This is a genomic window from Methylocapsa aurea, assembly GCF_000746085.1.
Lineage (GTDB): Bacteria > Pseudomonadota > Alphaproteobacteria > Rhizobiales > Beijerinckiaceae > Methylocapsa > Methylocapsa aurea.
The window spans coordinates 1-21901 of the sequence record NZ_KN050805.1; the positions used below are offsets into that span (position 1 = coordinate 1).

The window sequence follows — 21901 nt, forward strand, 5'->3', positions numbered from 1 at the left end:
ATGCGTGACGCCCATGCGGGGCTGACCCGCTTCGATGATTTCCGCAAGAGTCTCGGTATCGCGCCGACGATGCTGACGGGGCGGCTTTCGGCCCTGACCGACGAGGGGCTGCTGGATAAACGCCGCTATTCCGACCGTCCGCCACGTGACGAATATGTGCTGACGGAAGCCGGCCGCGATTTTCTGCCGGTGCTGTTTGCGATCGGCTCGTGGGGACGCAAGCATCGCGGCGGGGGCAAGGTGACCAGGTTCTTCGACGCCGAGACCGGAACGGAGATCGATCCTGTCACCATCGACCGCGCGACCGGCGCTCCGGTCGGAACACGTCCCATTCGCGTCGCCGCGCCCGAATGAACGCCTCACGGCAGATGAAGCAGCGCCTGACAACTCCCATTGGAAGCCCGCTTCCAGCGCAAAGTTGGCGGTGGTGGTCCATGACCTGGGATCGAAGACGAAAGCGTCTTTCCCAATACGGACAAATGGCGGCTATTCCGACTTCAACACTCCGAACCGGTAATTCCGCTTCCGGCCCATGTCTGCCTTGCCACGCCGCAGCGCCAAATGTCCGGAAATGGCGCAATGCAGCCGAATTTGAAAAGTGCCAACCGCCTTTTTCGGGAACATTGGTATGCTTCGCAGGCGCCCAAGCCTGTCAAAGGATGGCCAACCGAGGACTTACCTTGAAACCTTGCCTTACTCTGCTCTTCGCGGCCCTCGCTCTCGCCGTCACCCCCGCCTTCGCGCTCGACAAGGTGACCTTCGCGACCAACTGGCTCGCCGAAGCCGAGCATGGCGGTTTCTACCAGGCGCTGGCGGATGGCACTTACGCAAAATACGGTCTCGACGTCACGATCCTTCAGGGCGGCCCGCAAACCAACAACAAGCTTTTGCTGGCGGCCGGAAAGATCGACTTCAACCTCGGCGCCAACATGATCCAGGCCTTCGACGCGGTTGCGCAAAATATTCCGATCGTCGCGGTGGCCTCGCTGTTCCAAAAGGATCCCTTCATCCTTATGTCCCACCCCGGCGCGGGTCTCGACCGATTTGAGGATCTGCCGAAAGCGACAGCCTTCATCGGCAAGGACGCGCTGGTCTCGGTCTATCAATGGCTGAAGACGGCCTATGGCTTCAAGGAGGAAAAGGTCAGGCCCTATGCGTTCAACGCCGCGCCCTTCATCGCCGATAAGAACTCGATTCAACAGGGCTATGCGACCTCCGAACCCTATGAGGCGGAGCGACAAGGCAAGTTCAAGCCGAACGTCTTCCTCCTCGCCGATTATGGCTATGATTCCTATTCGACCACGATCGAGGCGAGGCGCGATCTGATCGAGAAAAACCCCGATCTCGTGCAACGTTTCGTCGACGCCTCGGTGATCGGCTGGTGCAATTATATCTATGGCGACAACGCCAAGGCGAATGCGCTCATCAAGCGCGACAATCCCGACATTCGCGACGATCTGCTCGCCTATTCGGTTGCCAAGATGAAAGAGTATGGAATCGTCGATTCGGGCGATTCAACGACGCTCGGCGTTGGGGCAATGACGGATGCGCGGATGCAAAGCTTCTTCGCCAAAATGACCAACGCGGGGCTGTTTGCGCCGAGCCTCGACTACAAGCGCGCCTATACGCTTCAATTCGTCAACAAGGGCGTCGGGCTTGATTTGCGGCCGCGCCAATGAAGCGGACTGGCAAGAAATTCGCTCCGCGCCCTTCATGTTGCAAATGATCGCGCCGCGAAGGCTCATCTCGCTGCAAGGGGTCGGCAAGACCTACAAGAATGGCGCGACGGCGCTCGCGGGCGTCGACCTCGAGGTTCGCGACGGCGAATTCCTGACGCTGCTTGGCCCTTCGGGCTGCGGCAAGAGCACTATTTTGCGCCTTATCGCCGGTCTCGATTCTCCTTCTACGGGCGTGCTGACGCGCTCCTTCGACGATGTTGGCGCGGCGCTTGGCTTTGTGTTCCAGGAGCCGACGCTGATGCCCTGGGCGAGCGTTTTCGACAATGTCTATTTGCCGCTGCGCCTACGCGGACTGAGCCGGCAATCGGCAGGCCCGGCGATCATGGAGGCTCTGGGCTTGGTCGGACTCGCCGCCTCCGCCAAGGCGTTTCCGCGCGAACTTTCCGGCGGCATGCGGATGCGCGCGTCGATCGCCCGCGCGCTCGTCCTGCGCCCTTTGCTGCTGTTGATGGACGAGCCTTTCGCGGCGCTCGACGAGATCGCGCGCTTTCGCCTCAACGACGATCTGTTGCGCCTGCAAGGCGCTGCCGGCGCGACGATCGTCTTCGTCACCCATTCGGTTTACGAAAGCGCCTATCTTTCGACGCGCATCTTGGTCATGGCGGGCGGACCTGGCCGGATCGTCGCGGAAATCGCGAGCGAGGACCGATCTCCGCGCGACGAGAATTTCCGGTCGAGCCCCGCCTATGCGCGGATCTGCGCAAAAGCCTCGCAGGCTTTGCAAGACGCAATGCAGGGGGACTATTGATGCGTCCGATGCGATGGGTCCAAGAATACGGGCCTCCTGGTTTGGTCTTCGCCGCTTTGCTTGCGGGCTGGGAGGTTTTCGTCCGCCTTGCGGACCTGCCGCCCTATATCCTACCCTCGCCGGCTCTTGTGCTGGAGACGCTTGTGACCGATCGGGCGACGCTGTTTCCAGCGCTCCTGACGACCTTGAAGATCACGCTCGGCGCCCTTGCCGCGGCGGTCCTTGGCGGCGGCGGTCTCGCCATTCTTTTTTCGCAATGGAAATGGATCGAACGCTCGTTCCTGCCGGTCGCGATCGTCCTGCAAGTCACCCCGATCGTCGCCATTGCGCCCTTGCTCCTGATCTATCTTGAACCCTCAAGCGCAGTGCTCGTCTGCGCCTTTCTTGTCGCCTTTTTCCCAATTCTATCGAATACCGCGCTTGGATTGGCCTCCACCGACCGAAATCTGGTCGATCTTTTCCAGCTGTATCGCGCCTCCCGCTGGCGGACGCTCCTGCTTTTGCGCTTGCCGGCCGCCCTGCCCTATTTTCTGGGCGGGCTGCGCATCGGCGGCGGCCTGGCGCTGATCGGCGCGATTGTCGCCGAACTCGCCGCCGGAGCGGCGGGACAAGGCGCGGGGCTCGCTTTCCGGATTCTCGAGGCCGGCTACAGGCTGAATATTCCACGGATGTTCGCGGCGCTGACCTTGCTCTCGCTGACCGGAATTGCGATTTTCGCTGTGCTTTCCGTTTTATCGGCCTATCTGCTCGGCCGCTGGCACGAGAGCGCCATGAGCGCCGAGCGATGATGTTTCCGGCGGCAATCTGGAAGTTATGGGAGGACTGCGATATGAAGCGCGGCGACGCTCTCGAACGGTTCGAGATCGCCTTCCCCTCTGCTTGAGAGACTCTTCATGCCCCCCTGCCTCTACGATGTGCTTGGCCTCGGAAATGCGATCGTCGACGTCATCAGCCGCGCCGACGACGATTTTCTCGCCGCTCAAGGATTGAACAAGGGCGCGATGATGTTGATCGACGAAGCCCGCGCCGAGGAGCTCTACAAGGCGATGGGCCCGGCCGCCATCGTGTCGGGAGGCTCGGCCGCCAATACGATCATCGGCGCGGCGAGCCTTGGCTGCAGCGCCGCCTTCATCGGCAAGGTCAAGGCCGACGAACTCGGCGCGGTTTTCGCGCATGACATCCGCGCCGCCAAAGTCAAATTCTCGACCGCTTTCTCCCCGGACGGAGCGGCGAGCGCGCGGTGCCTCGTCATCGTCACGCCCGATGGCCAGCGCACCATGAACACCTTCCTCGGCGCTTGCCAGAGCCTGACCGAGGCGGATGTCGATGAAGACATCGTGAAACATTCCGGGATTGTCTATCTCGAAGGCTATCTTTGGGATCCGCCCGCCGCAAAGGCGGCTTTCGTGAAAGCCTCGAAAATCGCCCGCGCCGCCGGCCGCAAAGTCGCCCTCTCCCTGTCCGACTCCTTTTGCGTCGACCGCTACCGCGACGAATTCATCGGGCTCATTCGATCGGGAGCGGTGAATATTCTTTTCGCCAATGAGAGCGAATTGCATTCGCTCTATCAAACCGCCGATTTCGATACGGCGGTGGCGCAGCTTCGCGGCGAAAATATTCTCAGCGCCATCACCCGCTCCGAGCAGGGCTCGATCGTCGTCACGCGCGATGAAGTCCTCGCCACGCCAGCCTTCCCGGTCGATGAGGTCGTCGATACGACAGGCGCCGGCGATCTCTTTGCAGCCGGATTCCTAGCCGGCCTCAGCAAGGGCAAGGATCTGGGGACTTGCGCAAGGCTCGGCTCGCTCGCGGCGGCGGAGATCATCCAGCATATTGGCGCGCGGCCGCAGACTGATCTGGCGCAACTCGCGGGACAAAACGGACTGAAGCTGTAACCCAGGGATTTTCTCGCGGCGGGCGGCGCCAGCGTCGCCCGCGACATCCTGCGGCCTATTCCGCCGCGCGCTTGAATTCCGGAAAGGTGCAGCGTCCGTCGACGCTTTCGCGCTTGAATTCGACGACTTTCGGCTGTTCGACGAAGGGCAGCTTCAAACTCTTCCAAACGTCGACCAGCGCCTCGACCAGATGCACGATATGCGCATCCGTATGCAAGGGGCCTGGCGTGATGCGCAATCTTTCGCTGCCCTTTTCGACCGTCGGATAATTGATCGGCTGAATATAGATGGAGTGGCGGTCGAGCAGCATGTCGGTCGCGCTCTTGCAAAGCTCGGCGTCGCCGACGAGGACCGGCACGATGTGGGACGGATTCGCCATGACCGGCAGGCCCGCCGCGCTCAACGCATGTTTGGTCAGCATTGCCTGGCGCTGATGCTGCGCGCGAAGCTCCGCGCCCTGGCGCTCCTTCAACAGGCGCACGGCGGTTTGCGCCGCCGATGCGATGGCGGGAGGCAAGGCCGTCGTGAATATGAAGGAAGGCGCATAGGAGCGCACCGCGTCGATGATCGCCTCATTCGCGGCAATGTAGCCGCCCAGCGTTCCGAAGCCCTTGGCGAGCGTCCCCTCGATGACGTCGATTCTATGCATGACGCCGTCGCGCTCGGCGATGCCGCCGCCGCGCGGGCCGTAGAGTCCGACCGCATGGACCTCGTCCATGTAGGTCATCGCATTGTAGCGGCGGGCGAGATCGGCGATTTGCCCGATTGGGGCGATGTCGCCATTCATCGAATAAAGGCTTTCGAAGGCGATCAGCTTGGCCCGTTCCGGCCCCGCCTCGGCCAGCAATTCCTCGAGATGCGCGAGATCGTTATGGCGGAAGATGCGGCGCTGCGCCTTGGACCGGCGGATGCCTTCAATCATCGAATTATGGTTCAACTGATCGGAGAGAATGAGGCAATCGGGCAGCAGATCGCCAATAGTGGAAATCGTCGCAAGATTGGAAATCCAGCCGGAGGTGAAGACGAGAGCCGCCTCCTTGCCATGCAAATCGGCCAATTCGGCTTCAAGCTCGACGAGCGGATGATTGGTGCCTGAAATATTGCGCGTGCCGCCAGAACCGACCCCATGCCGCGCGGCGGCGTTCTTCATGGCGGAGATCACTTCGGGATGCCGGCCCATGCAGAGATAATCGTTGGAGCACCAGATCACGACGTCCTCGACGCTGGCCCGGTCGCGCCGCCACCGCGCCTTGGGAAAGGCGTCGGCGTCACGCTCGAGATCGGCGAAGACCCGGTACCGGCGCTCATCCTTCAATCGCGAAATTGCGTCGTCGAAAATCCGCCGATACACCATGTTCAACGTTCTCCAAGGATCCGATCGCTGGGGCGGGATAGGCAACTGAAAGACGTCGCCCATGGACTCGAGTATCGAAATAGCCCGTTTATACTCTTTTTACGCGTTCTAAAAGGGCTGTTTGGGCAGCGAATGGTCACACCTCTAAAAAATGAGCGGCCTTCGTGGCAATTGCTTGGGATTCATGCGAGGGATTTGCCGCCCCACGGCCGCTCAAGGAGCCAGCGAGCTTTGCCTTGGCCGTTAGATTTCGCCCATCCGCGATCGGTAAACCATGCGCATTCTCGTCACCGGCGCGGCCGGATTCATCGGTTTTCATACAGCCCGGCGTCTCCTCGAAGACGGCCATGAGGTCGTCGGGATCGATGGCTTCACGCCCTATTACGACCCCGCGCTCAAACTCCGGCGCCACGAAATTCTGCAACAAAACCCCGCCTACTGCGGGCATGAGGCCATGCTCGAGGATTTTGCGGCGTTCAAGGCCATTTATGGCGAGGGGTTCGATGCAGTTTATCATTTCGCCGCGCAAGCCGGCGTTCGCTATAGTCTGGACAATCCGCGCGCCTACGTCGAGGCCAATCTCGTCGGAACCTTCAATCTTCTGGAACTACTGCGCCATGCGCCGCCACGCCATGCGCTTCTGGCCTCGACATCCTCCGTCTACGGCGCAAACGCCTCGATCCCGTTTCGCGAGACCGACCGCGCCGATCATCCCTTGACGCTCTACGCCGCCACGAAAAAGGCGAATGAGGAAATGGCCCATTCCTATAGCCATCTCTTCAATATACCGACCACGATGCTGCGATTCTTCACGGTTTACGGCCCTTGGGGACGGCCGGATATGGCGCTGTTCAAATTCGCGGCGGCACTGTTCGAGGGCCGTCCGATCGACATCTACAATCACGGAAACATGCGGCGGGATTTCACCTTCGTCGGCGATCTCGTCGAGGCCATGGTCCGCCTGCTCGGCCAGGCGCCGCTCGCGCCAGACGCGCGCCCGGCCCCGGCTCCGGCGCTGGACAGCTTGTCTCCGGTGGCGCCCTGGCGCGTCGTCAATATCGGCGCGCGGACGCCGGTCGCGCTGATGGATTTCGTCGCCGCGATCGAGGCCGCGACAGGATTGCGGGCGTCATGCAATTTCATGGACATGCAGCAAGGCGATGTGCCAATCACCTTCGCCAATACCGAATTGCTTTTTCTGCTGACGGGCTTCACCCCGAAGACGCCCTTGCAGGAGGGCGTTTCCGCCTTTGTCGCCTGGTACCGCGCCTATCACGGCGTTTGAATTCGGGAGGAAAGCTAAAAACGGCCGAGCATCGCCCCGGCCGTTTTTCCTCAAGCATCGGTTGCGACCGATATTTCAGAGCATGAGCGCTCAAGGCGCATTGATCATGCTCCCAATCTTATCGATCCAGCGCCACTTCGCCGCCGGTTTTAGGGCGTGACAGTTCCCCGCGCGCGGCCGCCTGAGACTTTGCAAGAGCAGCCGTTGCCAACCCATGACGCGCTAATGAGTTGGCATGTCCTCACCGGCGTTGAGCAAAATCCTCCCACGCCGCCGGTCGCCACGCTGCGGCCTGTCACCAGAGGCGCGGTCGCTGCGGCGGCTACGGCCAAAGGCGCGGTCGCGGCCGCCGCCAATCCGTACCCGTAAGGATAGCCGTAGCCATAGGGATAGCCATAGGCGTAATCATAAGGATAATCCCAGCCATAGCCCCAACCTGAGCCCCAGCCCAAGCCGCTGGCCAGGCCGAGGCCCAGCCCTGCGCCGCCCCAGCCCCATCCGTTATTCCATCTATTCCATCCCCAGCGGTTCCAGCCGCCCCTATGCCAGCCGCCCCGATGCCAGCCGCCGCCATGCCAACCCGCGGTGCGGATGCCGGCGCCCTGCCAAGCGCCGCGGTTCCAGCCGCCGCCCTGCCAGCCCACGCCGCCTGCGCGGATGCCGCTGCCATGCCAGCCACCGCCGAAGCCGCCGCCCCGGAACCCCCCACCGCCGAAGCCGCCGCCCCCATGGAATCCGCCGCCGCCATGAAAGCCGCCGCCGCCCATTCGCGCCCAAGCTGGACCGCTGGCCATCAATGCGGCGCCAATTACGGCGGCGCTCGCCACTGCACAAATGCGTCTCATCGCATCCTCCTTCTCGCCGCCCTTCGCTGGCTCTTCGCGATCCGCAAACGCCATCGCCGTCGTCATGGCGGAGGGCAATCTTTGAATTTAACGCCGCTGCGAGGGGGATTGTTCCATCACTCTAGATCGGGCTCGGCGCGCCCGCGGCTCGGGTCTTGTGGGACAAGGTCGGCTCGCCTATCTGCGAAGCGGATGCGTTGAGCGGGGTCATCGCGCCGTCGATCGGGCGCAGTCCGATCGCGCTCGGAGGCAAGGTGCGAAATGGATGATCGATGCGAGACCACGGCGGGCGACGGCGGATCGCCAGAGCAAGCGCCGCTCGCCCGTAAGATCGTGATCAAATCGGCGCTGGCGACGATGGGAACGCCCGAGCATTTCACCCGATTCGATCCTATCTCGCCACCGAGCAAACTTGGGGGCCGCGCCGTAATGATGGGAGATGACCCGGCGCTCCCCAAATTCTCCGCGGCGCCGACGCTGTTCGAATTCTTCCGGTTGAGGTTTACTCCAGATGCCGTCAACCACATGCTGCAAAGCGCCCATCTCGCCCTGAAATCCGGGGCCGAGGAGAAAATGGTTCTCGCCTGCCTTTTGCATGACATCGCCCTCGCCGGCCTCATTTCCAGCGATCATGGCTATTGGGGCGCGCAGCTCATCGAGCCCTATGTCGATGAAGAAATCTCATGGGCAGTGCGCTATCATCAGGCGCTGCGGTTCTTCCCGGACCCCGCCGTCGGCTACGAATATCCGCAAACCTACATCGATCTTTTCGGCGCGGATTATCGGCCCGAGCCCTACATTCAGGCCGCCTACGATTATGCGCGCGCCCACAAATGGTATGGTTCGGCGCGGCTGATTACGCTCAATGATCTTTATTCCTTCGACCCCGACGCTGCCGTCGATCTCGACGCGTTCGCGGACATCGTGGGCCGGCATTTCCGCCAGCCGAAAGAAGGCTTAGGGTTCGATAATTCCCCAGTCGCGCATATGTGGCGTTCGATGATCTGGCCGAGGAACTTTCTTTAGAGCCTATTGTCGGCCCGTGACCTAAGAACTAAGAAGCTTTCTCGATTTCTTTGCTCACTTCTTGATGTTTTCGACTCTCGTCGTTTTCGCTGCAGCCGCGCAAATGTCGCGCATCCTAGCAATTTGATCCTCTGTCAAATTTTCAATTCCTATGAAAAAGTTCTTAGCGGTCCCACTCCGGATAAGTTCATCAAGTTTTACTTGAATCGCCGCATTGTCTCTGTTTTGTGAGTTCTGAATTAAAAAGACCATGAGAAACGTAATAATAGTTGTTCCCGTATTAATGACTAGCTGCCATGTATCTGAATATTTGAAGACCGGTCCAAATGCGGCCCAAACAACAACAGTTAGCGCTGCAACTCCAAAAGAGGTAGGCTTTCCAGCGGCTCTGGCGACTTGATTGGCCGCGGCGCTGAAAGCGCGAGAAATCAGCGAGGACTTATCAGCCATTATATTTCCTCCCTTCTTGCTGCGAAGCCTCAACTCCATTCACCTACTTTTGTTCCTGATTTCCGGCGCCACGTGGCAGCTTATTACTGCAACTTTCATCCTCGCCGCTCCTCATCGCCAAGCTACGCTTTTTTTGAATGGAGCCAGCACATGGAGAGAACATATTAATAATTGAGAAACGTTTCATCCATCCATCTTCAGCGCGGCGATAAACGCCTCCTGCGGGATCTCGACCTTGCCGAATTGGCGCATCTTCTTCTTGCCGGCCTTCTGCTTTTCCAAGAGCTTGCGCTTGCGCGTCGCGTCGCCGCCATAGCATTTCGCCGTCACGTCCTTGCGCAGGGCCCGCACGGTTTCGCGCGCGATGATCTTGCCGCCGATCGCCGCCTGGATCGGGATCTGGAACATATGCGGCGGGATCAGCTCTTTCAGCTTCTCCACCATGGCGCGCCCGCGCATATCGGCGCGATCGCGATGCACCAGCATGGAGAGCGCATCGACCGGCTCGGCATTGACGAGAATCGACATTTTGACGAGATCACCGGGACGATAATCGGTGATCGCATAATCGAAACTGGCGTAGCCTTTCGAGATCGACTTCAGCCGGTCGTAGAAATCGAACACAACTTCATTGAGCGGCAGGTCATAGACCGCCATGGCGCGCTTGCCGACATAGTTGAGATCGATCTGAACCCCGCGCCTTTCCTGGCAGAGCTTCAGCACCGCGCCGAGATAATCGTCCGGCGTCAGAATCGTCGCTCTAATCCACGGCTCCTGAATCTCCTCGATCTTGGTCGGATCGGGCATGTCGGCGGGATTATGCAATTCGACCGTCGCATCGCCCCGCTGCACGATCTTATAGACCACGGAAGGCGCCGTCGCGATCAGGTCGAGATTGAACTCGCGCTCAAGGCGCTCCTGAATGATTTCGAGATGCAAAAGGCCGAGAAAACCACAGCGGAAGCCAAAGCCGAGCGCCGCCGAGCTCTCCATCTCATAGGAAAAGCTCGCGTCATTGAGCCGGAGGCGGCCCATCGCAGCGCGCAAATCGTCGAAATCAGCGGCGTCGACCGGAAACAGCCCGCAGAAGACGACCGGCTGCGCCGGCTTGAACCCCGGCAAGGCGGCGTCGCAGGCTTTGCGCTCGTCGGTGATCGTATCGCCGACGCGGGTGTCGGCGACCTGCTTGATCTGCGCGGTGATGAAACCGACTTCGCCCGGCCCAAGCTCGGCGACATCCTGCATCTTTGGCCGGAACACCCCGACCCGATCGACTTCGTAATGGGCGTCGGCGCCCATCATCTTGATCTTTTGTCCCTTCTTGAGCGTGCCGTCGATGATCCGGACAAGCACCACGACGCCGAGATAGGCGTCGTACCAGGAATCGACCAGCAGCGCCTTCAGCGGCGCGTTCTCATCGCCCTTGGGCGCCGGCAAGCGCTGGACGATCGCCTCCAGCACGAGGTCGATGCCGATTCCGGTCTTTGCCGAAATGAGCACGGCCTGCGAGGCGTCGAGCCCGATCACATCCTCGATCTGCTGCTTGATCCGCTCGGGCTCGGCGGCGGGCAGATCAATTTTGTTCAGGACCGGCACGATTTCATGGCCGGCGTCGAGCGCGTGATAGACATTGGCGAGCGTCTGCGCCTCGACGCCCTGGCTCGCGTCGACGACAAGAAGCGAGCCTTCGCAGGCGGCCAGCGAGCGCGAGACCTCATAGGCGAAATCGACGTGGCCGGGCGTATCCATCAGGTTCAGGATATAGGTCCTGCCGTCTTGCGCCTTGTATTCGAGCCGGACCGTCTGCGCCTTGATGGTGATGCCGCGCTCGCGCTCGATATCCATCGAATCGAGCACCTGCTCCACCATATCGCGGGCGGCGACCGTCCCGGTCGCCTGGATCAGCCGGTCGGCGAGGGTCGATTTGCCGTGATCGATATGGGCGACAATGGAAAAATTGCGGATATTTTCAAGCGAATGGGTTGTCATGCCTGCGAGATAGCAGGCGCGCGCGGCGAAGGGAAGGTTGAGCGGCGACCGAGGACGGGGCTTGGCGGGAGCGCGACGCTGGCGGATTCGGTCTGTCTCACGCCAAAATCAATCTTCGAGGAGATGTTTCGCAACGCAAATTGCGATCGCGCGCCTTCCCGATCACCGCCGCCCCACCCATGAGCAGGCCCGCAACAAAAGTTTGAGCCGAAGTTCTGGAGCTCGGCGGCTCCCAGTTCGCCGGGAAGGCTTGACGAACGAACCCGTCCTTATGGCCTAACAGGGGCAAGCGGCGCATTGGGGACAGCGTCAGGCGCGGTCTTGACGCCAATGATCTCATACTCGGTCCTGCGCTTACAAAAACCCGGAATCGGCCAGCTTAAAACAAAAAGCTTCTGGTTATATTCCAAGGTGACGGCGCCGCCCGCGGCTGCGTCTTCAATTTTCTTGCGCACATCTGAATCAGGAACAGAAAAATAAAACGTATTATCAACAGAGTCGTTTCTTGACCTCAAGTTGCCCGATTGAGAAAAATTGGCTTGGGCGAGCTGCCCTTCCATTGTCCAGCATCCAAAACCTTTAGTGGAAAGTTTTGTAATCGCGCCAGTGCGAAATCCGTGTGAAAAATTATACGCGTTCAGCAACGCGGTTATTGAGAGAATTGGTCCGGCTATCAAGACAATAGCGGCGACTACGGACGCCGCTATTTTTTGTTTCCACGTCAATAGCATGAATTTATTGCCAAGTTGGCTGGCGTAGCGCGCAACCGGTGATGTTGTCGCCAAGATCCGTCTCCTTTTTTAACTCAATCGCCGGCCGGAGGCCGTAGCCTTGGCGCCCTGACCCTCCCCCCGAGGCGGGATCGACGGCAAGAACAAGACGCTCATCTCTATATCGAAGCGGCCGAAAATAGGAGTCGCGATCTCCAGCGCTTCCCAATCAGATTGACTCGTCTGACCGAAAAGGAAGGCTCCGATGCCGAGGCCGAGGCCGCTCACGTTGCCCTTGGATGGGCCGAGCGAAAGGCCTCCAGCAGCCGGGCGCTGTCGACCGCCGTATAGATCTGCGTCGTCGAGAGCGAGGCATGGCCCAAGAGTTCCTGAATGGTGCGCAGATCGCCGCCGCGCCCCAGAAGATGGGTGGCGAAGGAATGGCGCAGCGCATGCGGGGTCGCGGTCTCTGGCAACCCGAGCGCGCCGCGCAAACGCTCCACCGTGAGCTGAATGATTCGGGGCGAGAGCGGCCCGCCCTTCGCCCCGACGAACAGCGGTCTTTCAGGCGGGAGCGGATAGGGGCAAAGTTCGAGATAGGTCTCGATCCCGCGCCGCACCGGCGCGATCACCGGAACCGCGCGCGTTTTCTGGCCCTTGCCGATCACCCTCAAAACATCAAGGCCGCCGACCGGCGCCTCGGAGCGCGAAATCGCCAAGGCTTCGGAAATGCGCAGGCCAGCGCCGTAAAGCAGACCCAGCACGGCGGCGTCGCGCGCAAGAATCCAGGCGGGGCGATTCTCGCCGGCCCTGGCGTCGGTCCGCACCACTTGCCGCGCGGCCTCCTTGGTCAAGGCCTTGGGAAGGCGGCGCTGAATTTTGGGCGCGCGCAGCGCGGAGAAAGCGGCGGTCTTGGCTTGGCCATTGCGCTCCAGGAATCGCACGAAAGAGCGTAGGCCCGCGAGTTGGCGCAGCAGCGACCGGCCGCCTGCGCCCTCCTCCCGCCGCTGCGCCATGAAGGCGCGAAGATCGGCCGGAGCCAAGCCCTCGACCATCGCGAGCGAGGGAGCGGCGCCGAAATGGATCGCCGCGAATTTCAGAAACTGGCGCAGATCCCGGCCGTAACAGATCAGAGTATGGGCGGAAACGCGCCGCTCGCCTTCCAGGTGGGCTAGCCAAGCTCTAGCCAGCGCCGCGAGTTCGCGGTCGGCCGTTGAAAACGCCTCAAGGGCCAAGGCGGCCGGAGCAGTGGCGGCGGGAGGCGAGGCTTCCAGATCCAAATCACGATCCAATCGCGCAAAGCGGCGTCCGCCGCGACCCCGCAAAGCAAAGCACATCCTCCCAAGACGCCTCATCAGAGCGTGAGACATCCAAGAGAGCGTCACAAGAAAGCGTCAGAGCGACATGCGAACTATTGCGCCGTCCGCCCTAACGATTGGTTGCTGTTCTTCGGCCGGATGCGGATGGTCAATGCTCAGCGCCGGGACTGATGGAAGCCGACGCGCCGGCCCCGGAGCGCCTCTTGATCGATGAACAAATCGCCCTGATCGACGAGGAGACCTCATCGACAAGGGAATCGCTCAAAGGCAAAGAGCTAGAGCCTATCCCCCGCCGAAAATGGCCGTCGCCCGTTTCGATCCTAATGTTCGTGCGGATGGGCCTTGGCCTCGGCGGCCACGGTCTTGATCTCTTCAATCGCCGCCTGGAGAAGCTCGTCCGCCTTGCGATGGATCTGATGGTCGGATTGCGCGACGCCGGCCGCATCGAAATCGGCGCGGATGGTCTTGAAGATCTCTTCGGCGTTGTTTTCCTCGAGGTCGGCGGCGATCAGCGAAGTCGCATAATCTTCCGCGGCGGCGCCCGTCTTGCCGAGCTTTTCGGCGGCCCACAGTCCGAGCCATTTGTTGCGCCGGACATTGGCCTTGAATTTTAGTTCTTCGTCATGCGCGAGCTTGGCTTCGAAAGCCTGCTCACGCTGGTCGAAAGTGGTCATGAGGCTCCCCATATGGAAGTGTGTAAGTCCCCGCATTTGCGCGAAGGCGTGCATCTTAACAAGGTTTTGTAAAAACGCCATGCTCCACGTGGCAAGGTCGAAGCTTGATTTCTTTTCTGTATTCCGCAATCGATCTCTGATAGAAGGCGTGCGCTGGTTACAAATTGGAGGAATCAAATATTAGCTATTTCCCAATAGTTTGGCTCAGCATTGTGTGAAAATCCGCGGTTGGATAGGCTCGCTGGTCAGGTTGTGTTCCAGACCGGAAAAAGCTAGGACCTTCACTCGAAACCGCGGCGACACTCGACGCATAGCCTAAGCCCGCCCCGCCCCGACTTCGCACAAAAATTGCTTGTTTGGACGTGGGCCCTAGGACGTTCACAGGAGCCACGGCCACCTATGGATCATCTCAAGCCACGGTTAATCCCAATGAATCGCCGCCGGCGCATCTATGAAGGCAAGGCAAAGGTCCTCTATGAGGGACCTGAACCGGGGACGCTCATCCAGCATTTCAAGGACGACGCAACCGCTTTTAATGCCAAGAAGCACGAGGTCATTGACGGCAAAGGGGTCCTTAACAACCGGATCTCCGAGTTCATCTTCCAAAATCTCAATGACATCGGCGTGCCGACCCATTTCATCCGCCGTCTCAACATGCGCGAACAATTGATTCGAGAGGTCGAGATCATCCCGCTCGAAGTCGTGGTGCGCAATGTCGCCGCGGGCTCCCTCGCGACGCGTCTTGGAATCGAGGAAGGCACGCAGTTGCCCCGCTCGATCATCGAATTCTACTATAAGAACGACGAGTTGAACGACCCGATGGTGTCGGAGGAGCATATCACCGCTTTCGGCTGGGCGAGCCCGCAGGAAATCGACGACATCATGGCCCTCGCCATCCGCGTCAACGACTTTCTGTCCGGTCTCTTTCTCGGCGTCGGCATCCGCCTCGTCGATTTCAAGATGGAGTGCGGCCGGTTGTGGGAAGGCGATATGATGCGCATCGCCGTCGCCGACGAAATTTCACCCGATTCCTGCCGTCTCTGGGATATTAAATCCAACGACAAGCTCGACAAAGATCGCTTCCGCCGCGATCTTGGAGGACTTGTCGAGGCCTATACGGAAGTCGCCCGCCGTCTCGGCATCCTGCAGGAAAACGAGCAACCTCGCGCGAACGGACCAAAGCTGGTTCAATAAGGCTTCAAAATCGGCTCCAGGAAAATGGAGCCCACGTTAAAGCTTTCGCGAACGAGACTTAGACCTCCTCGCGAAAGCGTCCCTCGGCGGCCCCCGCACTTCCCCCCCGACAGGCGGCGGGCGTGATCGAAGGGCAGGATTTGCGATCGATCGCAAATCGAACTGCGCGGAGGCTTCGGCCTCCGTTTTTGTTTTTAGCTTGTTGTCTTATCGCTCGACTTGCCACCGCCAAAGAATTGGACTTGATCGCGATGAAAGCCAGGGTCTTCGTCACCCTCAAGAACGGGATCTTGGATCCACAGGGCAAAGCCATCGAAGGGGCGCTGAAATCGCTCGATTTCAAGGGAATCGAAAGCGTCCGCCAGGGCAAGATTTTCGAGATCGAGCTTGCGGGCGCCGACCGCGCCGGCGCGGAGCATCTGTTGCGCGAGGCCTGCGAGAAGCTGTTGGCGAATCAGGTGGTCGAGGATTTTCAGGTGGAGATCCTCTAGAGCATGTTCCGAAAAAGTTGATCGACGTTTTCGCTATTGAGACATCGGATATATCCGATGTCTCATAAGAACATGCTCTAACTCGTTGAATCTAAGGGCTTCCCCTTCAGGCCAGCGCGCGCGGAAGAAGGCACAGACGCATGAAAGCCGCCATCATCCTTTTTCCCGGCTCCAATCGCGAGGGCGACGCCTTTCGCGCAATCAGCGCAGCATGCGGCGAACCGATCATCGTCTGGCACGGGCAGACCGAACTGCCTGCAGGAACCGATCTCGTGGTGCTTCCCGGCGGTTTTTCCTATGGCGATTATCTGCGCTGCGGCGCGATCGCGGCGCGGGCGCCGATCATGGAAGCCGTTCGCGACCATGCGGTGCGGGGCGGCCTGGTCCTGGGCATTTGCAACGGACTTCAGATTTTGGTGGAAAGCGGTCTCCTGCCGGGCGTGTTGATGCGCAATGCGCGCATGCGCTTCGTCTGCCGGATGCAGCATTTGAAGGTGGAGCGGACCGACACGCCTTTTACGTCCCAATATGAGCAAGGCCAGGTCATTAAAGTGGCGATCGCCCATGGCGAAGGCAATTACGAGGCGGATTCCGAGACGATTGCGCGTCTCGAAGGCGCCGGTCGCGTCGCCTTCCGCTATTGCGATTCGCGTGGCGTGGTCGGCGGCGCCGCCAATCCGAATGGATCGACCAATGACATCGCCGGGATTTATTCGGAAAACTTCAATGTTCTCGGCCTGATGCCGCATCCAGAAAATCTCATCGATCCTCTGGTTGGCGGGACCGATGGACGCGGCCTGTTCGAGAGCCTGGCGGCTTTTGGCAAGGCCGCCTGAAAAGCTCCCGTTTCGGCGGCCCGCTCAAATGCCTGGCCTATTTATCGGCTGCGGCAGAGGGACAAGAGGATAAGTTCATCGTGATCGAACGCGACCCCGACGTCTCCCCCGAACTCGTCGCCGCGCATGGCCTCAAACCCGACGAATATGCGCGCATTCTCGCGCTGATCGGGCGCAAGCCGAGCTTCACCGAACTCGGCATTTTCTCGGCGATGTGGAACGAGCATTGTTCTTACAAATCCTCGCGGCTGCATCTGCGCCGGCTCCCCACCAAAGCGCCCTGGGTCATTCAGGGGCCGGGCGAAAACGCCGGCGTCATCGACATTGGCGATGGGGAGGCCTGCATCTTCAAGATGGAAAGCCACAACCACCCGTCCTTCATCGAGCCGTTCCAGGGAGCGGCGACTGGCGTCGGCGGCATTTTGCGCGACGTCTTCACGATGGGCGCGCGTCCGGTCGCCTGTTTGAACTTGTTGCGCTTCGGCGCGCCGGAGCATCCGCGCACCCGCCATCTCGTCGCCGGCGTCGTCGCTGGGATTGGTGGTTATGGCAATAGTTTCGGCGTGCCGACCGTCGGCGGCGCGACCAATTTTCACAAAGGCTATGACGGCAATATTCTCGTCAACGCGATGGCCGTCGGCATCGCCAGGACGGACGAGATTTTCTACGCGAAGGCGACAGGCGTCGGCAATCCGATCGTCTATCTCGGCTCTAAAACTGGCCGCGACGGAATCCATGGCGCGACCATGGCCTCGGCCGCTTTCGAAGCCGACGCCGAAGCGAAGCGCCCGACGGTGCAGGTCGGCGATCCCTTCACCGAAAAGCTTCTGCTCGAAGCCTGCCTGGAATTGATGCGCACCGGCGCCGTCGTCGCGATCCAGGACATGGGGGCGGCGGGCCTCACCTCCTCGGCGGTGGAAATGGGCGCCAAGGGCGATCTTGGCATAGAGCTCGATCTTGACGCCGTCCCCTGCCGCGAGATCGGCATGAGCGCCTACGAGATGCTGCTCTCGGAAAGCCAGGAGCGCATGCTGATGGTGCTCGACCCAGCCAAGGAGGCCGAGGCCGAGGCCGTCTTTCGCAAATGGGGCCTGGATTTTGCGATCATCGGCAAGACCACGGATACGCTCCGCTTCGTCGTTAAACACAAAGGCGAGATCAAAGCGGATCTGCCGATCAAAGAGCTTGGCGACGCCGCGCCGCTTTACGACCGGCCGCATGTCGCAGCGCCGAAAAAGCCAAAGCTCAGTCCGGTGGAAGTCGCAGCGCCAATCCCTAACAGCGAGGCGCTGGCTCGGCTCATCGCGACCCCGGACCTTTGCTCAAAACGCTGGATCTACGAGCAATATGATCATTTGATTCTGGGCAATACGGCGCAACCGCCCGGCGGCGACGCGGCCGTGATTCGGATCGGCGATGGCCCCAAAGGCTTGGCGCTCACAACCGATGTCACGCAGCGCTATTGCGAGGCCGATCCCTATGAAGGCGGCAAGCAGGCGGTCGCCGAGGCCTGGCGCAACCTGACCGCCGTCGGAGCCTTGCCGCTCGCGGCGACCGACAATTTGAACTTCGGCAATCCGGAAAAGCCGGAGATCATGGGTCAGTTCGTCGGCTGCATCGAGGGAATTGGCGAGGCCTGCCGGGCGCTCGATTTCCCGATCGTCTCCGGCAATGTCTCGCTCTACAATGAAAGCAGCGGGCGCGCGATTCCGCCAACCCCCGCGATCGGCGGCGTCGGCCTGCTCAATGACGCGAGCCGCACCGCAAGCCTCTCGATCAAACGGCCAGGCGACAAAATCCTCCTCATCGGGACGACCGAAGGCTGGCTCGGACAATCGCTCTATTTGCGCGAGATCTGCGGCCTCGAGAACGGCGCGCCGCCTCCCGTCGATCTTTCCGCCGAAAAGCGGAATGGCGATTTTCTACGCGGCCTGATCGCCAATCGCGCCGTGACCGCCGCGCATGACGTGTCCGACGGCGGCTTGGCGATCGCGCTCGCCGAGATGGCGATGGCCGGCGGAATCGGCGCGACCATCGCCGCTCCCGCTTCGCTTCCAGCGCATGCTTTCCTCTTTGGCGAAGATCAGGCGCGATATATTGTCACAGCTGCTGCCGACAAGGCAGAGGCGATCCGCAATGAGGCAGAAAATGCCGGAGTTGCCTGTGAAATCATCGGTTTGACCGGCGGCGACACGTTGACCCTGGGAGCCGGGATAGCCATATTGCTGGCTGACCTGATGCGGGCCCACGAAGCGTGGCTGCCCGATTACATGGCTGGCGTAAAATTCTGAGGGCCTTGACGATCGCGGTCGCGGCCCATCGCAGCGACAAGGACGACTTCATCATGGCAATGGAACAAGCTGATATCGAGAAGCTCATCAAGGCCGGCATCCCGGACGCGAAGGTCCAGATCACCGATCTCGTCGGCGACAAGGATCATTACGCGGCGATCGTGATTTCCTCTGAATTCACCGGCAAGACCAAGCTGCAGCAGCACCAGATCGTCTATAAGGCCCTTGGCGATCATATGGGTGGCGTGCTTCATGCACTGCAGCTCACGACCTTCGCGCCAAAGTAAGGTTTCGAACTTTAGCCCTCCGGTCGGAGGCGGACCATATTCAAATAGACCCTGTCTGAAAGGACCCGGCAATGCCCATCAAGGATATCATCCAGTCGACGATCGACCGCAACGACGTCGTCCTGTTCATGAAAGGCACCCCGAACTTCCCGCAATGCGGCTTTTCCGGCCAGCTCGTGCAGATCCTCGGGCATCTTGACGTTCCCTACGAGCATGTGAATTGCCTAGAGAATGACGAGATCCGTCAAGGCATCAAGGAATTCTCCAGCTGGCCGACAATCCCGCAGCTCTACATCAAGGGCGAGTTCGTCGGCGGCTGCGACATCGTCCGCGAAATGTTCCAGTCGGGCGAGCTTGTCACGCATTTGGCCAGCAAGGGCATTGACGTCAAACAGCCGACCAAGGCCTGAGCAGCGGCGCCTCCGGGCCGGATGCGGTAAGGACTGGGACGGCTTCGTCCCGTCGCAGGTTAAAACCCATGCCCGGCCGCGCGCCGGGCATTTTCGTCTCTCGACGCGCTCCGCCGCCAAGCGCATATTCCGAACAGATTGGTTCGATCTGTTCGGAATATGCGCAGACTCTTTAACACTGGAGCGATTTCTGATCGATCGAATGACTCCATTCGATCGGAAAGCGCTCTAGCAAGCCACTCAGCCCTGCCCCGCCCTCAGCAGCGCCAGGGCGTCTTGCGAATCCCATTGCGCCGGCCCGGCCATGGTCCCGATTTCACATCCGTCCTTGCCGATGAGAATCGTCGTCGGCAGACCCAGGGCCCTGCCGGCCTGTTTCAGGGCTTGAAAGACATCGGCGGTGGCGTCGGAATAATAGGCGAGGTTCTTCACCCCGATTTCGGTCAGGAAAGCCTTCGGGCGGTCGAGCTTGGCGGTATCGATATTGACCGCGACCACGACAAAATCCTTGGAGCCGAGAAGGCCCTGCAAGCGATCGAGCGCCGGCATCTCCTGCCGGCACGGCACGCACCAAGTCGCCCAAAGGTTGAGGAGCACTTCGCGCCCCTGAAAATCGGAAAGGCGCGTCGGCGTCCCGTCCGACGCCTTGAAGGTCAGCTCGGGAAGCGGCTTTGGATGGGCCGCGAGGCTCAAGGCGGCAAGCTCCCCATGGGCCAGCGGCTTGAGCAGCGCCGCTCTTTCCGATGAGGCCGGACAGGCCGCAGGGCCTTCGGCGGTTTCCTTGCCGCCTGGCGCTTTCATCCCGTATAGGACAACAGCCAGAAGCAGAACGGCGAGCGCGCCCAAAGCAACCGCGACGCGGCGCGCAAGAGGCCGGGACTTGGCCTGTTTGGAGAGACCTTGCGTCATATGGATATCAATCTCATGAGCACGAGAAGATGAGCAATAAAATGTGGGGCGGCCGGTTCGCGAGCGGTCCCGACGCCATCATGGAAGAAATCAACGCGTCGATCGGCTTCGACTATAGGCTCGCCCAGCAGGATATAGCCGGATCGAAAGCCCATGTCGCCATGCTGGCGCAGACCGGCATTCTAAGCGCCGACCACGCCGCCGCCATCGCCGAAGGCCTAAGTCAAATCGGCGCCGAAATCGAGGCCGGGACATTCACATTTTCGCGCGCGCTCGAAGATATTCATATGAACATCGAGGCGCGTCTGGCGGAGCTGATCGGTCCCGCCGCGGGACGGCTGCATACGGCGCGCTCGCGCAACGATCAGGTCGCGCTCGATTTTCGCCTCTGGGTCCGCGATGCGATCGACGCGCTCGACCGCCAATTGTGGGCGTTGCAGCAGGCCCTGGCGGAAAAAGCCCTGGCCCATGCGGCAAGCGTGATGCCAGGCTTCACCCATATGCAGTCGGCGCAGCCGGTCACTTTCGGGCATCACCTTCTGGCCTATGTCGAAATGTTTTCGCGCGACCGCTCAAGGCTTCGCGACGCCCGCGCCCGCCTGAATGAATCTCCGCTCGGCGCGGCGGCGTTGGCGGGAACCTCGTTTCCGATCGACCGAAACGCGACCGCCAAGGCGCTTGGCTTCGACCGGCCGACCGCAAATTCGCTCGACAGCGTTTCCGACCGCGATTTCGTGTTGGAGACTTTGAGCGCGGCCTCGATCTGCGCCATCCATTTGTCGCGCTTCTCCGAGGAAATCGTGCTCTGGGCGACGCCGCAATTCGGCTTCGCGGCCTTGTCGGACAAGTTCTCGACCGGCTCTTCGATCATGCCGCAAAAGCGCAATCCCGACGCGGCCGAACTGGTGCGCGGCAAGGCCGGTCGGATCATTGGCGCGCTGAACGCCCTCCTCATCGTTATGAAAGGCCTGCCGCTGACCTATTCCAAGGACATGCAGGAAGATAAGGAAGGCACGTTCGACGCGCTGCACGCGCTGTCGCTGTGTCTTGCCGCGATGACCGGGATGGTCGGCGATCTCGAGCCCGATCGCAAACGCATGAAGGCCGCCGCCGGGTCGGGCTATGCGACCGCGACCGATCTCGCCGATTGGCTGGTGCGGAGCTTGAAGCTGCCCTTCAGGGAAGCGCATCACATTACCGGCCGCATCGTCGCCCTGGCGGCAGGCAAAAAGATCGGCCTTGAGAAATTGACCCTGGCCGAAATGCAGGCTGTGGAGCCCAATATCAGCGCCGAGGTCCATGCGGTTCTCGGCGTCGAAAAATCCGTCCGCAGCCGGACCAGCTACGGCGGGACGGCGCCGTCCAATGTGCGGGCGCAAGCCAAACGCTGGCTTGCGCGGCTCGAGAAGGACAAAGTGGAGCACTCCAACGCGTCGCGATCTTGACGCT

General features: G+C 60.7%; 22 protein-coding genes. 14 read left to right on the forward strand and 8 right to left on the reverse strand.

Annotated features, from left to right (window positions below):
- The 5 genes from DL86_RS17160 to DL86_RS17180 form a co-directional block, all read left to right on the forward strand.
- Positions 1 to 354, forward strand: a 354-nt coding sequence (locus DL86_RS17160; RefSeq protein ID WP_036262922.1) for a winged helix-turn-helix transcriptional regulator, incomplete at its 5' end; no start/stop codon positions are given.
- 305 nt (positions 355 to 659) lie between these two features.
- Positions 660 to 1679 carry an ABC transporter substrate-binding protein gene (locus DL86_RS17165; protein ID WP_036264175.1) on the forward strand — a complete coding sequence of 340 codons (1020 nt, stop codon included), beginning with the start codon at positions 660 to 662 and terminating at the stop codon, positions 1677 to 1679.
- Between the two features lie 34 nt (positions 1680 to 1713).
- The gene (locus DL86_RS17170; protein WP_036264529.1) at positions 1714 to 2487 is read left to right on the forward strand and encodes an ABC transporter ATP-binding protein; all 774 of its coding nucleotides are present in this window, start codon (positions 1714 to 1716) and stop codon (positions 2485 to 2487) included.
- Between the two features lie 8 nt (positions 2488 to 2495).
- A complete protein-coding gene (locus tag DL86_RS17175; RefSeq protein WP_156964726.1) occupies positions 2496 to 3275 on the forward strand; it encodes an ABC transporter permease in 780 nt (259 codons plus the stop codon).
- A 105-nt stretch (positions 3276 to 3380) separates the two neighbouring features.
- The gene (locus tag DL86_RS17180) at positions 3381 to 4382 is read left to right on the forward strand and encodes an adenosine kinase (protein ID WP_036264179.1); all 1002 of its coding nucleotides are present in this window, start codon (positions 3381 to 3383) and stop codon (positions 4380 to 4382) included.
- A gap of 55 nt (positions 4383 to 4437) precedes the next feature.
- Here DL86_RS17180 and hemA read toward each other — a convergent pair whose 3' ends face one another.
- On the reverse strand, positions 4438 to 5736 hold the full coding sequence (hemA, locus tag DL86_RS17185; RefSeq protein WP_036264181.1) for a 5-aminolevulinate synthase: 1299 nt from the start codon (positions 5734 to 5736) through the stop codon (positions 4438 to 4440).
- Between the two features lie 274 nt (positions 5737 to 6010).
- Here hemA and DL86_RS17190 point away from each other — a divergent pair, with 274 nt between their 5' ends.
- Complete coding sequence (locus DL86_RS17190; protein WP_036264183.1) at positions 6011 to 7021, forward strand: NAD-dependent epimerase/dehydratase family protein; 1011 nt, start codon at positions 6011 to 6013, stop codon at positions 7019 to 7021.
- Positions 7022 to 7170: 149 nt separating this feature from the next.
- On the opposite strand, the gene DL86_RS20720 is transcribed toward DL86_RS17190, so the two are convergent.
- Positions 7171 to 7866 carry a hypothetical protein gene (locus DL86_RS20720; RefSeq protein ID WP_084573019.1) on the reverse strand — a complete coding sequence of 232 codons (696 nt, stop codon included), beginning with the start codon at positions 7864 to 7866 and terminating at the stop codon, positions 7171 to 7173.
- Positions 7867 to 8127: 261 nt separating this feature from the next.
- On the opposite strand from DL86_RS20720, the gene DL86_RS17200 reads away from it, so the two are divergent.
- Entirely contained in the window at positions 8128 to 8892 is a 765-nt protein-coding gene (locus DL86_RS17200; RefSeq protein ID WP_051953677.1) for an HD domain-containing protein, read from the forward strand.
- A 54-nt stretch (positions 8893 to 8946) separates the two neighbouring features.
- Here DL86_RS17200 and DL86_RS17205 read toward each other — a convergent pair whose 3' ends face one another.
- The 5 genes from DL86_RS17205 to DL86_RS17230 form a co-directional block, all read right to left on the reverse strand.
- Positions 8947 to 9342 carry a low affinity iron permease family protein gene (locus DL86_RS17205; protein ID WP_036264184.1) on the reverse strand — a complete coding sequence of 132 codons (396 nt, stop codon included), beginning with the start codon at positions 9340 to 9342 and terminating at the stop codon, positions 8947 to 8949.
- A 183-nt stretch (positions 9343 to 9525) separates the two neighbouring features.
- Positions 9526 to 11331, reverse strand: coding sequence for a translation elongation factor 4 (gene lepA, locus DL86_RS17210; protein ID WP_036264186.1), 1806 nt, complete (start codon positions 11329 to 11331; stop codon positions 9526 to 9528).
- A 269-nt stretch (positions 11332 to 11600) separates the two neighbouring features.
- Positions 11601 to 12116, reverse strand: coding sequence for a hypothetical protein (locus DL86_RS20065; RefSeq protein WP_156964727.1), 516 nt, complete (start codon positions 12114 to 12116; stop codon positions 11601 to 11603).
- 209 nt (positions 12117 to 12325) lie between these two features.
- Positions 12326 to 13378 carry a tyrosine recombinase XerC gene (locus DL86_RS17225; RefSeq protein ID WP_084573007.1) on the reverse strand — a complete coding sequence of 351 codons (1053 nt, stop codon included), beginning with the start codon at positions 13376 to 13378 and terminating at the stop codon, positions 12326 to 12328.
- Positions 13379 to 13680: 302 nt separating this feature from the next.
- Positions 13681 to 14034 (reverse strand): DUF1476 domain-containing protein, encoded by a 354-nt coding sequence (locus DL86_RS17230; RefSeq protein ID WP_036264539.1) that lies wholly within the window; start codon positions 14032 to 14034, stop codon positions 13681 to 13683.
- Positions 14035 to 14433: 399 nt separating this feature from the next.
- Between DL86_RS17230 and purC the strand changes: the two genes are divergently transcribed.
- The 6 genes from purC to grxD all read left to right on the forward strand — a co-directional run bounded on the left by purC (position 14434) and on the right by grxD (position 19543).
- Entirely contained in the window at positions 14434 to 15228 is a 795-nt protein-coding gene (gene purC, locus DL86_RS17235; RefSeq protein ID WP_036264191.1) for a phosphoribosylaminoimidazolesuccinocarboxamide synthase, read from the forward strand.
- 251 nt (positions 15229 to 15479) lie between these two features.
- Positions 15480 to 15719, forward strand: a complete 240-nt coding sequence (gene purS / locus DL86_RS17240) for a phosphoribosylformylglycinamidine synthase subunit PurS (protein WP_036264541.1) — start codon at positions 15480 to 15482, stop codon at positions 15717 to 15719.
- Between the two features lie 140 nt (positions 15720 to 15859).
- The gene (gene purQ, locus DL86_RS17245; protein ID WP_036264193.1) at positions 15860 to 16555 is read left to right on the forward strand and encodes a phosphoribosylformylglycinamidine synthase subunit PurQ; all 696 of its coding nucleotides are present in this window, start codon (positions 15860 to 15862) and stop codon (positions 16553 to 16555) included.
- An 80-nt stretch (positions 16556 to 16635) separates the two neighbouring features.
- Entirely contained in the window at positions 16636 to 18846 is a 2211-nt protein-coding gene (gene purL / locus DL86_RS17250; protein WP_036264196.1) for a phosphoribosylformylglycinamidine synthase subunit PurL, read from the forward strand.
- Positions 18847 to 18899: 53 nt separating this feature from the next.
- Positions 18900 to 19133, forward strand: a complete 234-nt coding sequence (locus DL86_RS17255; RefSeq protein WP_036264543.1) for a BolA/IbaG family iron-sulfur metabolism protein — start codon at positions 18900 to 18902, stop codon at positions 19131 to 19133.
- 71 nt (positions 19134 to 19204) lie between these two features.
- The gene (gene grxD / locus DL86_RS17260; protein ID WP_036264198.1) at positions 19205 to 19543 is read left to right on the forward strand and encodes a Grx4 family monothiol glutaredoxin; all 339 of its coding nucleotides are present in this window, start codon (positions 19205 to 19207) and stop codon (positions 19541 to 19543) included.
- A 240-nt stretch (positions 19544 to 19783) separates the two neighbouring features.
- Here grxD and tlpA read toward each other — a convergent pair whose 3' ends face one another.
- Complete coding sequence (gene tlpA, locus DL86_RS17265) at positions 19784 to 20452, reverse strand: thiol:disulfide interchange protein TlpA (RefSeq protein WP_036264201.1); 669 nt, start codon at positions 20450 to 20452, stop codon at positions 19784 to 19786.
- Between the two features lie 29 nt (positions 20453 to 20481).
- On the opposite strand from tlpA, the gene argH reads away from it, so the two are divergent.
- Complete coding sequence (argH, locus tag DL86_RS17270; protein WP_036264204.1) at positions 20482 to 21897, forward strand: argininosuccinate lyase; 1416 nt, start codon at positions 20482 to 20484, stop codon at positions 21895 to 21897.
- Positions 21898 to 21901: the final 4 nt, after the last annotated feature.